13 protein-coding genes are annotated in these 13,815 nt (G+C 66.5%); 7 read left to right on the top strand and 6 right to left on the bottom strand.

What is annotated here, in order from left to right; translation table 11 throughout:
* Nucleotides 1-46: 46 nt before the first annotated feature.
* The 3 genes from HD883_RS08245 to HD883_RS08235 all read left to right on the top strand — a co-directional run bounded on the left by HD883_RS08245 (nt 47) and on the right by HD883_RS08235 (nt 4,103).
* Entirely contained in the window at nt 47-1,018 is a 972-nt protein-coding gene (locus HD883_RS08245) for a tripartite tricarboxylate transporter substrate-binding protein (RefSeq protein WP_179586553.1), read from the top strand.
* A gap of 492 nt (nt 1,019-1,510) precedes the next feature.
* Entirely contained in the window at nt 1,511-2,239 is a 729-nt protein-coding gene (locus tag HD883_RS08240; protein WP_179586555.1) for a TerC family protein, read from the top strand.
* Nucleotides 2,240-2,687: 448 nt separating this feature from the next.
* Nucleotides 2,688-4,103, top strand: coding sequence for an MFS transporter (locus HD883_RS08235; RefSeq protein ID WP_179586557.1), 1,416 nt, complete (start codon nt 2,688-2,690; stop codon nt 4,101-4,103).
* Nucleotides 4,104-4,169: 66 nt separating this feature from the next.
* Here HD883_RS08235 and HD883_RS08230 read toward each other — a convergent pair whose 3' ends face one another.
* From HD883_RS08230 to HD883_RS08215, 4 genes are all read right to left on the bottom strand, one after another.
* Nucleotides 4,170-5,069, bottom strand: coding sequence for a recombination-associated protein RdgC (locus HD883_RS08230; RefSeq protein ID WP_179586559.1), 900 nt, complete (start codon nt 5,067-5,069; stop codon nt 4,170-4,172).
* 159 nt (nt 5,070-5,228) lie between these two features.
* A complete protein-coding gene (gene mdtD, locus HD883_RS08225) occupies nt 5,229-6,653 on the bottom strand; it encodes a multidrug transporter subunit MdtD (RefSeq protein ID WP_179586561.1) in 1,425 nt (474 codons plus the stop codon).
* A 1-nt stretch (nt 6,654) separates the two neighbouring features.
* Nucleotides 6,655-7,713, bottom strand: a complete 1,059-nt coding sequence (locus HD883_RS08220; protein WP_179586563.1) for a nickel/cobalt transporter — start codon at nt 7,711-7,713, stop codon at nt 6,655-6,657.
* Complete coding sequence (locus HD883_RS08215) at nt 7,704-8,429, bottom strand: DUF1007 family protein (protein ID WP_179586565.1); 726 nt, start codon at nt 8,427-8,429, stop codon at nt 7,704-7,706. The genes HD883_RS08220 and HD883_RS08215 overlap by 10 nt, the downstream gene beginning before the upstream one ends.
* Before the next feature lie 251 nt (nt 8,430-8,680).
* Between HD883_RS08215 and HD883_RS08210 the strand changes: the two genes are divergently transcribed.
* The 4 genes from HD883_RS08210 to HD883_RS08195 are packed head-to-tail and all read left to right on the top strand — an operon-like array spanning nt 8,681 to nt 11,452.
* Nucleotides 8,681-8,848, top strand: coding sequence for a hypothetical protein (locus HD883_RS08210; protein WP_179582107.1), 168 nt, complete (start codon nt 8,681-8,683; stop codon nt 8,846-8,848).
* Between the two features lie 6 nt (nt 8,849-8,854).
* On the top strand, nt 8,855-9,565 hold the full coding sequence (locus HD883_RS08205; protein WP_179586567.1) for a metal ABC transporter ATP-binding protein: 711 nt from the start codon (nt 8,855-8,857) through the stop codon (nt 9,563-9,565).
* Nucleotides 9,562-10,464, top strand: coding sequence for a metal ABC transporter permease (locus HD883_RS08200; RefSeq protein WP_179586569.1), 903 nt, complete (start codon nt 9,562-9,564; stop codon nt 10,462-10,464). The genes HD883_RS08205 and HD883_RS08200 overlap by 4 nt, the downstream gene beginning before the upstream one ends.
* Entirely contained in the window at nt 10,400-11,452 is a 1,053-nt protein-coding gene (locus HD883_RS08195; RefSeq protein WP_257022070.1) for a metal ABC transporter solute-binding protein, Zn/Mn family, read from the top strand. Before HD883_RS08200 ends, HD883_RS08195 begins: the two co-directional genes overlap by 65 nt.
* A 6-nt stretch (nt 11,453-11,458) precedes the next feature.
* On the opposite strand, the gene HD883_RS08190 is transcribed toward HD883_RS08195, so the two are convergent.
* Together HD883_RS08190 and HD883_RS08185 are read right to left on the bottom strand one after the other, a co-directional pair.
* Entirely contained in the window at nt 11,459-12,175 is a 717-nt protein-coding gene (locus HD883_RS08190; protein WP_257022069.1) for a lytic transglycosylase domain-containing protein, read from the bottom strand.
* A 307-nt stretch (nt 12,176-12,482) separates the two neighbouring features.
* Nucleotides 12,483-13,583: an extracellular catalytic domain type 1 short-chain-length polyhydroxyalkanoate depolymerase gene (locus HD883_RS08185; protein ID WP_179586573.1), complete on the bottom strand. Its 1,101-nt coding sequence runs from the start codon at nt 13,581-13,583 to the stop codon at nt 12,483-12,485.
* Nucleotides 13,584-13,815: the final 232 nt, after the last annotated feature.

Genomic DNA, 13,815 nt, shown 5'->3' with positions numbered 1-13,815 from the left:
CAGAGCCTGACCGGTGCGTTCCTGTCCACCTTGAGGAGACTTACTCATGCTGCATCGCCTGATCCTGGCCACCGTCCTGAGCGCCGCGTCGCTGAGCGCCTTTGCCCAGAACTATCCCGCCCGTCCCATCCAGCTGATCATCCCGTTCGCCGCGGGCGGCCCGACCGACGTGGTCGCGCGGCGCCTGGCCGAAGCCATGGGGCAGAACCTGGGCGTCACGGTCGTTGCCGAAAACAAGACCGGCGCGGGCGGCACCATCGCTGCGGATACCGTGGCCCGCGCTGCACCCGACGGCTATACTGCGCTGATCCATCACACCGGCATGTCGACCGCGCCGGCGCTGTACAAAAAGCTGCGCTTCAATCCGCTGACCGACTTCGAATACGTCGGCCAGGTCGTTGATGTGCCCATGACGCTGGTGGGCCGCAAGGACCTGCCGCCGAACAACTACAAAGAGCTGTACGCCTACCTGCAGGCCAATCGCGGCAAGGTGAACCTGGCCAATGCCGGTATGGGCGCCGTGTCGCAACTGTGCGGCGTGCTGTTCCTGAGCCGCATCAACATGATGGACGTGACCACGATTCCGTACAGCGGTACGGGTCCGGCCATGACCGACCTGCAGGGCGGCCAGGTAGACCTGCTGTGCGACCAGACCACACAAACCACGCAGTTGATCCAGTCGGGCCGTGTGAAAGCCTACGGCGCGACCACCAAGCAGCGCCTGGCCGTGTTGCCGGATCTGCCCACCCTGGCCGAGCAGGGCCTGGACAACTTCGAGATGGTGGTCTGGCACGGCATCTACCTGCCCAAGGGCACCCCCAAGCCGGTGGTCGACCGCCTGAACGCCGCGCTGCTGGCTGGCCTGGCGGATCCGAAGTTCAAGGACGCCATGGCCAAGCTCGGCGCCATCATCGCCACGCCTGAAAAGGCATCGACCGAAGGGCTGCGTACGCACCTGAAGGCCGAGGTCGAAAAGTGGGGCCCGGTCATGAAGGCTGCCGGCGTCAATCCGGAGTAAGCCAAGGCGCCATAGCGTGGCCGTGTTGAATGCCATGCCAGACGTCCAATGTGTGACGTCTGGCCTTGGACTTCGGCCGCCGGCGTACAGCAGCCGGCATGCCGCAGCCTGCAAACAACAGCCGGCATGCCGCAGCCGCCGTCCGGTCACCCCGGGCGCCGACACCGGCCGGGCAGGGTGGCTCAGGGTATTTCCCTGTATGCCCGAACCGTAACAATCCGCCTGTTCTGGTTGACATTGTGCGGCGGATCCGGAAAATGCATTCCAGCAGCGGAAATCGCTGCCCCTCCAAAGGGGAGTAGTTCGAGAGCGCAAGCTCTTTTGTACGATCGTCAATACGTAGGGGCTCGCCTCCTTCCGGTCGTACAGGTCACTCACGGTGACTGGACAAGACCTTTGCAGCCTGGTGTCAAGGTATGCATAGGATTCCCACCCTTCCTTTGTCGTTCCTGCGCCAGCTGAGGTCACTCAACCTTGTCTGGAGATCCGTTCATGGAATGGCTCAGTGCGCTTGCCGCCGAAACTTTCACCATGCAGTTCCTTATGGCCCTCGGCGCGATCATCGTGATCGACATCGTGCTGGCCGGCGACAACGCGATCGTCATCGCGCTTGCAGCACGCAATCTACCGAAACACCTGCAGAAAAAAGCCGTCGTCTGGGGCACGGTGGGCGCCATCGTCGTCCGTACCCTGATGACCCTGGTCGTCGTCTGGCTGCTCAAGATCCCGGGCCTGCTGCTGGTGGGTGGACTCGCGCTGCTGTGGATTGCCTACCGCCTGCTGACGGCGGGTGAGGGCGGTCACGACGAACATGGCGGCACCGTCACGTTCGCTGCTGCGCTCAAGACCATCATCATTGCCGACGCCGTCATGGGCGTGGACAACGTGCTGGCAGTGGCCGGCGCCGCGCACGGCAACTTCCTGCTCGTGATCCTGGGCCTGCTGATCAGCGTGCCGATCATGGTCTGGGGTAGCCGCCTGATCCTGGCGCTGCTCGGCAAGTATCCGCAAATCATGTACATCGGCGCCGGCGTGCTCGTCATTACCTCGGTCAAGATGGTGTCGGGTGAACCTCTGGTTGCCCCGTATGTGGCGGCCAACCCCTGGATCGTCTGGGTGGCCTATCCCCTTGCGCTGATTGGCGTGCTGGGCGGCGCCCGCATGGTGAACCAGGCGCGTACCGCCAAACCGCTTTCGCATTCGCCTTCCGAGGCGGTCTGAACGGCCGGCGCCGCGCCCGGACGGGCGGCGCCGACCGGTAGGGCCGGGTCATCTCCTCCTGCGGGAGCAACGCAGCATCAAGTCTGCGCGATGATCCGGCTCCCGAATGTGCCTTCTGGTGGCGCGGCGGATTCCCCGCCCGACCACCTCCCCGCAGCTGGCACGCTCGGGATCGTCTGGCGAACCTGCATCGGGTCCGCTGCCCCGTTCGACTCCCCCTCCGGCTCACGCCGGCTGTCGAACCGGGCAACGGACCCGATTTTTATTTCCCTCAATCCCCCTACGGATCGATGCACCTTTCAGGTGCGTACCTGGCCTTTCAGGTATTGTGGCGCCTCGCTCACAATGACACGCGGCGCCGACGCGCCGGCTTCCTCCTTTCCCAGGCCCAGCCTGCGGACCCCGGACGTGGCCGGTCCTGCCGATCGGACGCTGCCCGCTTCTCGCAATGGCTTCTGAACACGAATCTTCTTCGCTGCTGGAACTGATGACCGGCCGCAACGGACTGCGCTCGCTCGCGCTGGCCGGTGGGGTGGCGCTCCACGCCATCAATGTCTATGTCGTGACGACCGTCATGCCGTCGATCGTGAAGGACATTGGCGGGCTGGAAGTCTACGCGTGGAGCACGACGCTGTTCGTGATTGCCTCCATCCTGGGCTCGGCGCTGTCGTCCCGGCTGATTGGCCGGCTGGGCCCGCGCAAGGCCTATCTGTCGGCGCTGGTGGTGTTCTGTCTGGGCACGGTGGTGTGCGCCATCGCCCCGGCCATGGCGGTGTTGCTGGCGGGCCGTACGCTGCAGGGCCTGGCGGGCGGGCTGCTGCTGGCGTTGTCCTACGCATTGATCCGGCTGGTGTATGAATCCCGACTGTGGGCGCGGGCGCTGGCTTTCGTGTCGGCCATGTGGGGCGTGGCGACCTTGTCGGGGCCGGCGATTGGCGGCATGTTTGCCCAGTCCGGCCACTGGCGGCTGGCGTTCTGGGCGCTGCTGCCGGTAGCCGCCTTGCTGGCGGTCATTGTCAGTTCGCTGGTGCCGGCACAAGACGCGCGCGGCCCGACCAAGGTCACGGTCGCCTGGGGCCGGCTGGGCTTGCTGGCCGGATCGGTCCTGGCGTTCTCGGTCGGCAGCCTGTTTGAAGACAATGCGGCTCGCATCGCCTGCGTGGCCCTGGGCGTGGTGATGGGCGGCATGATTGCCTGGCTGGATGGCCGCAGCGCGGTGCGCCTGCTGCCCACCGGCGCGTATTCGGTCCGCACGGTGCTGGGCGCCTGCTACGCGACGATGGCCTTGCTGATGCTGGGCGTGACGACAGAGATTTTTGCGCCCTACTTTTTGCAGGTCATCCACGACCGCAGCCCGCTCGAAGCCGGCTACCTGACGGCGGTGATGGCGGGCGGCTGGACGGTGGCGGCGTTGCTGTTTTCGGGGCGGACCGGGCCGTCTGCCGTGCGTCTGGTGGGCCTGGGGCCGATCGTGATGACGGCGGCGCTGCTGGCGCTGGCCGTGTTGCTGCCGCAGCCGACCTGGGTCGATACCCTGGCCGGCTTCGTGGTGCTATGCATCGCGCTGGGTGGGGTGGGCTTTGGGGTTGGCCTGTGCTGGCCGCACCTGGTGACGCGGGTGTTCCGGTCGGCGCGGCCGGAAGAGGCCAACCTGGCCTCGTCCGCCGTCACGACCGTGCAGCTGTACGCGATGGCGATTGGTGCGGCGCTGGCCGGGTGGGTGGCGAACGCGGCCGGGCTGACGACGCCGGGCGGGGTCGACGGCGCGAAACATGCCGCGATTGCGCTTTTTGCGCTGTTTGCGGTGTTCCCGGCGCTGGGGATCATGACGGCGCGCGCCGCGATGCGGCCGCGCCAGGGATAACGGCGGTCGCGATCCCTTTCCCGATGGTCAGTGATGCGGTCCGTTGCGTGGCGGACGGCAGTCCGGTCAGTCCTTCTTTTCGCCGCCCAGCGCTTCGACCACGTCGGCCAGCAGCTTGCCGATTTCGCCGGTCATCATCGTGAAGTCGCTGTCGAAACGTTCGTCGTCATTCACGCCGGTCGAGTCGGTGTTTTCCTTGATGACGTCCAGCGGTGCAACGCGCTTGATCGCCAGGGATTCCGTCAACACGAACGACACGCGGTCGGTCCAGGTCATGGCCAGGCGGGTGACCTGCTTGCCAGCTTCGATGTGGCGGCGCACGTCGTCGGCTTCGATCGACTGGCGCACATAGCGCACGGTGGCACGGCCTTCGCCGGACGAGCGCAGTTCGGTATCCTGGTCGATCGTGAAGTTGACGGGCGCTTCGTCACGGGACAGCCAGTCAGTCATTGCGGCGGCGGGCGACATCTCGACATGCAGATTGGCCATCGGCATGCGTTCCACCGACTTGTTCAGCAACTGCAGGAATTCGTCGGCCTTGGTGGGCGACGACGCGTCCAGCACCAGCCAGCCGTTCTTGGTGTCGATCCAGGCGCGGGTGTCGCGCTGGATGCTGAAGGCGCGCGGCATCAAGGTTTCCGTCACGTTTTCCTTGATTTCCTTCATCTGCTTGCGGCCGGGCTTGAAGCCCTGCTGCTCTTCGATTTCTTGCGCCTTGGCCTTGGCGACCTGGTTCACGACGCTGGCAGGCAGCAGTTTCTTTTCGGTGCGCAGGTTCAGCAGCAGGTTGTTGCCGAGGCCATACACCAGGCCGCCGTTTTCACGGGGCGGCGCCCAGCCCTGGGTTTGCATTTCCTGGCTCGAGCCCGACGTAAAGGCTTGTTCGGCCAGCAGTTCCTCGAGTTGTTCGGACGTCATGGCCCAGGGGGCGGGAAGGCGGTAAATCAGCAGGTTCTTGAACCACATGGCGTCTTGGTCGCAGGCAAAGGATCGATTTTACCCGACCATGCCGCCGGATGCGTCGGGCAGGCTGGACGCCTTTGTCCATGCGGCCTGGCGGCGTTCCGGCAAGTCGCTGCAGGCTCCGGCACGATGGGGTCCGGCAGCCACGCCACCCGCCACCCTTCAGGCCACGTCGATCTCGACTTCCTTGCGTTTCGTGGGCGTCACGTCGGGCGATAGCTGCCAGAAGATCCATGCCGACGCCGCGGTGATCAGGCCGACGCACAAGAAGGTCGCGTGAAAGGCGGCCAGCGTGTCGCCGGGGTTGCCATGGTCGGTGGCGCGGGTGAAGGCGCTCAGCACGGCGCCCGCCGTCGTCACGGCCAGGCTCATCGACAGCATCTGGATCATGGAAAACAGGCTGTTGCCCGAACTGGCGTTGTGCGGTTGCAGGTCCTTGATGCAAAGCGTGTTCATGGCGGTGAACTGCAGCGAATTGACGGCGCCGAATACGGCGAGCAGCAGCAGGTGGACGCCGATGGGCTGCGTGGGCCCGATCAGCGCGAACACGGCCATCAAGGAGCCGACCAGCAGGGTGTTCCAGACCAGCACGCTGCGGTAGCCCAGCCGGGTGATCAAGGGGGTGGCGATCCGCTTGCTGAGCATGCCGGCCGCCGCCACGGGCAGCATCATCATCCCCGCGTGGGACGGCGAATAGCCCAGGCTGACCTGCAGCAACAGCGGCAGCAGAAAGGGCATGGCGCCGGCGCCGATTCGCGCGAACAGACTGCCCAGCATGCCCACGGTAAAGGTATGGATGGCAAACAGGTCGGGTGGAAAGATGGGGTCGGGCTTGCGGTGCGCGTGCAGCCAGTAGGCCACCACCGCCACGATGCCGAAGATCAGCAGCACGAAGGCGGGCGCATGCCGCATGCCGGAACCCGACAGGCCGTCCAGCGCCAGCGAAATCGCGGCCATGCCGAACGCCAGCATCAGGTAGCCGCCCAGGTCGAAGCGGTGGGGGTGGTCTTCGCGGCTGTCGGCCAGGTGCAGCCAGGTGGCGATGCCACCGACTATGCCGACCGGGATGTTGATCAGGAACACCCAGTGCCACGACGCCCATTCGGACAGCCAGCCGCCCACGGTCGGCCCCACCAGCGGACCGACCAGGCCGGGAATGGCGACGAAGCTCATGGCGGGCAGCAACCGTTCACGCGGAAAGGTGCGCAGGATCGCCAGCCTGCCCACCGGCAGCAGCATGGCGCCGCCGGCGCCCTGCAGCACGCGCCACGCCACCAGCTGGTTGAGCGACTGGGCGCTGGCGCACAGTGCCGATCCGGCCGTGAACAGCACGATGGCCGAAAAAAACACGATGCGGGTGCCGAAGCGGTCGGCCATCCAGCCCGACGCCGGGATCAGCACGGCCATGGTCAACGTGTAGGCAATCACGACCGACTGCATGCGCAGCGGGCTTTCGCCCAGGCTGGCGGCCATGGCGGGCAGGGCGGTGTTGACGACCGTCGTGTCCAGCGTCTGCATGAAGAACCCGATGGCCACCAGCCACAGGGTCAGCTTGAGGGATCGTTCGGACGTCGGGGTCGCGGCCATGTCAGAAGAGGGGGTGGGCAGGCGTGGCCAGGGTGGCGCCCAGCAGGGCGAGGCCCATCATACAGATCGCCGCCCCGCCGAGCACCCCGACGCCCGACAGCGCCATATTGGCCCAGGCCGCGCGGGCCGTGCCGCCGATGAGCCGCAGCGCGACGCGGCGCGCCAGGACCGACACCGCGGCCAGGACCGAGACGGTCAGCGCGGTGCCTACCGACATGGCGACGACCGCCGCGATGCCCGCCCACCGCAGGTCCAGCGCATGCGCGACCAGCAGCACCAGCACCGCGCCCGAGCAGGGCCGCAGGCCGATGGCCAGCACGACGCCGATCAGGTGCCGGGCCGTGAGGGGTTGCCGCAGGTGATCCGCGCTGGGCGCATGGAAGGATCCGCAGTCGTCGCACACCGCTTTCCACTGGCCGCCCGAAGCGAACAAGGAAGGCGGCGTCAGGGAGGTGGGCGGGGTCGAAGCGCCCGCCTGCGAGGCGCCCGCCGTCTTGCTCGCCCGGCGCTGACGCAGGAGGCGGCGGCCGTGCGTCACCATCAGCATCAGGCCCAGCAACACCAGCAGGCCGAAGCTGACGGCTTCGAACTGCACACTGGTGGCCTGGGCGCGGCGCATCGACATGCCCACCACGCCCAGCACGGTTTCGATCAGCACGATGGCGACCGCGCCCTGGAACAAAGACGACACCACCGACAGCACGATGCCTCGGCCCAGATGGGCGTCCTGCGTGGTCAGGTAGGTGGCCATCACCGCCTTGCCATGACCGGGCCCGGCGGCATGGAACACCCCGTACAGCGCGCTCAGCACCACCAGGGGCCACGCCGCCGTGATGCCCGCGCGGGAGACCTCGCGCAAGGCCGATGCCAGGTCACGGTGCAGGTCGCGCTGCATGCCCTGGATGCCGATCAGCCAGTCCTGCAGACGGGTGCCGGTCGTGACGGTCGTCACGCCCGCCGGATCCGACAGCAGGATGGACGCTGCGCACGCCAGCATCAGCAGGCTCACCGCCGCCAGGCCGATGCCTGGACGGGTCCATCGCGCCACCGCTACCGGCATGTCAGCACCACCTTCTGGGCGAACTGCCGGCCCAGGGTGTCGTCGGCCGGCGCGCCGGCGTCCATGGAAAAGGCGCGCGCCAGCACGCTGGGTGACGGCGTCGTCCGTTCAAGGGCGGGTTGGCAGGCGGCGGGCGGGGCGCCTGTCAGGCTGACGGCGCGCAAGTCGGCATGTTCCATGGCGATGTAGTAGGTCGGGTCGTAGACGCTGAAGGCGGTGGACAGCCGCCGGGGGTCGATCGGGGTAGCGAGGGGCACCACAAAGCGCAGCCATAGCCGCTGGCCGCGCATCTCGCTGGCGTATTGCGTGACCCGTGCGGGCTTGACAGGCTTGCCGTCGACGGTCACGTCGACAAAATAACGGAAAGGCTCGAGATTGGCGATCACCTTGGAGGCAAATTGGCCTGCGACTTTGGGCGATGGCTTCTTGCCGCCGCCCATTTCTTCGACGATGTAGGTGGTGTAGAGCTCGTCAAAGGTCCATTGCTGTTCGATCCCGGTGATTCGGCCGTCGTCGGCAAACAGGACGGCGCTGCGCACGTCGATCCAGGAGTGCGGGTGGGCCTGGGCGGCGCTTGGGAGGAGGGCGGCGAGCAGGGCGGCCAGCAGGGCAAGGGCAAACGCGCGGATGACCTGGACGTGTCGGGTCGCGAGTGCAGCGCGCCGCGGCACGGCTGCACGGGCAGAGGCGGCGGGCACGGCAAAAGCAGCGGGCACGGCGGAGGCAGCGGGTACGGCAAAAGCAGCGGGCACCGCAAAAGCAGGGGGCACCGCAAAAGCAGCAGGCACCGCAAAAGCAGCAGGCACCGCAAAAGCAGCAGGCACCGCAAAAGCACGGGGCATCGCAAAAGCAGCGTGGGCAGTGCAGGCGTCCAAGCCAGCTGGGGCATGCGGACCGGGTAGGGCCATCGTTTCTCCTGTCATTCGATTAATGATACTCTGTTGCATTAGCGATTTGAAACCCGGTCATGGCGTCTTTTTCTTCCGGTGCAAGGCAGGGCCGCGGCCAGCCGCGCACCACCTTCCCGTCCACGCGTCCCAGCATGCTCGCATTGTCGGCCACGTCCCGTCTGCTGGCCATCCTGCCTGTCCTGCTGCTGCTATGGGCCGCGGTGGGTTGGGCGATGGCGGACTGATCGCCCATGCTGCGATTGCATGACGTGTCGGTCGAGTACGGGCCGCACCTGGCGTTGGCGCCCGTATCCGGCGCGTTCCTGCCCGGCACGCTGACCGCGATTGTCGGCGCCAACGGCGCGGGCAAAAGTTCGCTGCTCAAGGCGATGGTCGGGCTGGTGCCGTGCGCGTCGGGCCATGTCGACCGGGGCGGGTTGGGCCCGGCCCAGGTCGGCTATCTGCCGCAACAGGCCGCGTTGGACCGCACGTTTCCCCTGTCGGTGGGCGATTTGGTCGGCATGGGGGACTGGGCCCATAGCGGCTGGGCCGGCGCGTTCTTTCCGCGTCTGCGCGGGCGGATCGACGCGGCGCTGGCGTCGGTCGGCATGGCCGGGATGGCGGGGCGGTCGATCGCCGCGTTGTCGGTCGGGCAGTTCCAGCGTGTGCTGTTCGCGCGGGTGTGCCTGCAGGACGCGCCCGTGCTCCTGCTGGACGAGCCCTTTGCCTCGGTGGATGCGTCCACCACACAAGTCCTGCTGGACCTCGTGCTGGCCTGGGGCCGGGACGGCCGGACGGTGATCGCGGTGTTGCACGACCTGGGGATGGTGCGTGCGCACTTTTCGCAGACCCTGCTGTTGGCGGGCGGTCCGGTGGCCTGGGGCGCGACGGCCGACGTGCTGCCGGCTGAGCGCATGCCGATAGCTGCCACGACGCCTGTTACGCCCCGGTCCGCGCCATGACCGCTGCGGAACTGCTCTGGCAGCCATTCAGCGAATTCGCCTTCATGCGGCACGCCCTGGCGGCGTGTCTGGCGTTGGCGATCGGCTGCGCGCCGGTGGGCGTGTTCCTGGTGCTGCGGCGCATGAGCCTGGTCGGCGACGCGCTAAGCCACGCCATCCTGCCCGGCGCGGCGCTGGGCTTCATTCTGTTTGGCCTGTCGCTGACGGCCATGAGCCTGGGCGGGCTGGTGGTGGGGCTGGCCGTGATGATAGGCGCGGGCGCGGTGACGCGCGCCGGGGCCTTGCGGGAAGACGCCAGCTTTGCCGCCTTCTATCTGATTTCCTTGTCGCTGGGCGTGCTGCTGGTGTCCAAATGGGGCAGCAATCTGGACCTGATGCACATCCTGTTCGGATCGGTGCTGGCCGTTGACGACGGGGCCTTGCTGTTCCTGGCCGGCGTCACGAGCCTGACTCTGTTGATGCTGGCCCTGTTCTACCGGATGTGGGTGGTGGACAGTTTCGACCCGGATTATCTGCGCAGCCTGGGCAAGAGCGGCGCGGTGGGCCACGGGGTGTTCCTGGGCCTGGTCGTGCTGAACCTGGTGGCGGGCTTCCAGGCGCTAGGCACCCTGATGGCCGTGGGACTGATGATGTTGCCGGCCGTCAGCGCCCGGCTGTGGGCGCGCAGCCTGCCCGGGCAGATCGGCGCTGCCATGGCGATCGCCGCGGTGTCGGCGTACGTGGGACTGCTGGTGTCGTACCACGGCAATCTGCCGTCGGGTCCGGCAATCGTGCTGACGGCCGGATCGGTGTACCTGCTGTCGCTGCTGGCGTCGATGTTTACAAGGAAAACCTATGTTCAAGAAATGGATGGCGTTGGCCGTCGTAACGATGCTGCCGGTGATGGCATCGGCAAATGACGTGTATGCGCAACCCGCCGCGAAGGCTCCGGACCAAAGCACGCCGCCGGCCCCGCCATCGTCCCGACTTCCCGTGGTCGCCAGCTTCAGCATCCTGGGTGACCTTGTGAATGAAGTGGGGGGCGACCGCGTTGCCGTGACCACCTTGGTAGGCCGCGACAGCGACGCGCACGTGTTCCAGCCGGCTCCCAAGGATGTGAAGACAGTGGCGTCGGCGCGCGTGCTGGTGATCCATGGCCTGGGGTTCGATGGCTGGATGAACCGGCTGGTCAGCACGGGCGGCGCCGCGGCAGGGCGGATTGTTGTCGAGGCGTCGCAGGGCTTGCCGGCCCGGCCGCAGCCGGCACCTAAAGCGGCCAAGGCGCATCCGGGCCACAGTCATGATCCGGACGACGACCACGAGCACGATCACAACCAAGCCCGGGATCGCAATCAAGCCCGTGACCACAACCACGGTCCCATCGATCCCCACGCCTGGCAGGATCCCCGCAACGTCGTCACCTATGTACGAAACATTGCTTCCGGCCTGACCCGCGCCGACCCGGCCGGCGCCGGCTATTACGCGGAGCGAGCCACGGCCTACACGGCGCGGTTGGCGGAGCTGGATGGCTGGATCACGCAGCGCATCGCCCAGGTGCCGGCCGCCCAACGCAAGGTCATTACGTCGCATGACGCGTTCGGGTATTTCGCGGCCCGGTATGGCGTGACGATGGTGGCCGCGGCAGGCGTCAGCACCAACGCGGACGCGGGCGCGCGTGATATGGCGGACATCATCCGGCTGATGCGGCGGGACAAGATCAAGGCATTGTTCCTGGAGAACATTGCCAACCCCCGCCTGGTGGACCAGATTTCTCGCGAAACGGGCGCGCAGGTGGGCGGCAGGTTGTACTCGGATGCCTTGTCAGCCATCGGCGGACCTGCGTCCACCTATCTGGCGATGATGCGACATAACGTCGACATGCTGGTGGCAGGCATGCAGCGCAACTGACTGCGCCTAGCGCACTTCCGCCGACGTCACCACCTGCATCGACCGCGCCCACGCTGTCGTGGGCGTTGCCGACGCACGCACGGCGGTCGCGCGGCCAGGCTTCTGCGCGGGCGGATGGGTTGCTGCGTAGGCCGCTTCGTACAGCTGGTACAGCGCCATCACGTTGCGCACATAGGCCTGCGTTTCGGCAAATGGCGGAATGCCCGCGTACTTGGCAACCGACCCTTCGCCCGCGTTATAGGCGGCCAGCGCCAGGTCCAGCCGGCCGGGATACATGTCGATCAGGCGCTTCAGATGGCGCGCGCCGGCGCCCACATTGGTCGCGGGATCCACCAGAGCCGTTTCGATATTCTTGACGCTGACCAGCGAAATCGCGGTCTGCGGCATCAATTGCATCAGGCCCAGCGCGCCCTTGGGCGAACGAGCGTCTTTCTGGAAGCCGGATTCGATGGCGATCACGGCGCTGATCAGGAAGCGGTCGACCCCGGTGACGCTCGCGGCCTGGCCGATCACGTCTTTCAGGGTATGCAGACCCGGATGATCCTGCAGCCGCGCCACTTTGGGAGCGTCGGTCGTCTTGGCTTCCGCCTTGACCGGTGTGCTGCTGCACGGTGGGCAAGCCGTTGCCGGCACGACCACCGCCACCTTGGGCTTGGCCTCTTCCGGCGGTTTGCGGCCCTGGGCCGAGTAGTAGTACTTGGCCATGCCGGCCGGGACCGTCATGGTCCGCCAGTTACCGTAAGGATCCTGATACTTGTAGGTTTCGGTCGCGGCCGAAGGGCCGGTGGCCAATACGGCCGGGGACCAGAGTGCGAGTGTTACGACAGTGAGAGCGAATCCGGCAACGAGCCGGACTGGCGCAGGTCGCCGCGAAGAGGGTCGCGTAGTCATTGATACGGGCCGCCTTTGAAGGACTGTGACGCTGAGGCCGTATCGTGCGGGGATTTGGATGATCTGGCGATCCGCCGCGAGGACTACATCGTTTACGTGAGAGTGCCCGCAACATCAGCCTAAGTTGCGGCAACTCCCGTCAAGCTGCTGCTTTTTCGACTTTTTTCGGATGAGCCAGGAAGAACCGGATCATCTCGCGTGTGGCATCCGGGCCCAGATCATCGGTATAGGTGCCGCCCGGATCGCCGCCGAACCAGGCATGCCCGCCGCCGTGGACCACCCAGCGTTCGGCCAGCACGCCGCGCCGGCCGTCTCGGTAGACGGTGCGGGTGTAGGCGTGCCCACCGGTGACCTGTCCGGTTTCGCTCACGATGTGGTCGGGCTTGCCCACCGCGGCGGTCACGTCGGACAGCAACCATTCGACATTCTGCGGGTGCACCGTTTCGTCGGCATCCCCCTGAAAGGCGATGATCGGAAGACGGGGTGCCGCAGGCACCGTCGCCACGGGACGCTGCGCATCGCTATGGCCGCGCATGACCGACAGCGCCGAGGACACGCTGTTGGCCGACGCATAGGCCAATCCGGAATGCACGCCGACCGCAGCGTACAGATCGGGATAGGCGTGACCCATGATGGCTGCCATGGCCCCCCCGGCGGACAGCCCGGCAATGAACACGCGTGACGGGTCGATCGCGTGCGATGTCATCACCTCGCGCGTGATGCCGGCAATCAGCGACGGTTCGCCCGACTCGCGTTGCTGGTCTTCCGGGTTGAACCAGTTCCAGCACTTGGACATGTTGGCCACGCGAGGCTGCTCGGGGTAGGCCACGATAAAGCCTTCGCGTTCGGCGGCCGCATTCATCCGGGTACCCATGCCGAAGTCGGACGACAGCTGGGTACAGCCATGCAGCATGACGATCAGCGGCACCGACTGCCCGTGGTAGCTGCTTGGCACATAGAGCAGGTAGCGGCGGCGCCCTGACGTGTTAGCAAACACGTGTTCTTCGGGTGCATGCACCGGGCGCGGCGCAACCGGCGCGGCCGTGGATTTGTTCGCGGACCTGAGGGACGACCTGGTGTCGGCCTTGCCGTCGGCCGATCCCGATGGGACGCGTTTGACAGCTGAAGGGCGGGTGATCTTCGGAACGATGGGCAGGGTCACGTCCTGGACGACGGCCTTCACGCGTTTTCCCGCGTGATCGAGTGTGGTGCGCAGTGCAGCAAAAAGACCTCTGGGCATGGTAGATGGCTCCTGCGGCGTCATGGTGCGCCGCAACATGGGTCCACCTTAACCAATGCCTGGGCCGTGCGTCAACTCAACTGGGCGATGTGCGCAATCGGTTCAGGCGAGTGTCAGACTATCGGTAATTCTTGCGTGAGATAACCCCAAACTGCCGATGTTCGCGACGTTGGCGTGCGTGTTGTCAGCGCCAGGCCTTGCGCTGCGCTGCAGGATGCTGTTGGGCACGACG

This window comes from Pigmentiphaga litoralis, assembly GCF_013408655.1.
Lineage (GTDB): Bacteria > Pseudomonadota > Gammaproteobacteria > Burkholderiales > Burkholderiaceae_B > Pigmentiphaga > Pigmentiphaga litoralis_A.
The sequence above is the reverse complement of the archived record's forward strand: the minus strand, read 5'-3'. Positions and strand labels throughout refer to the sequence as shown.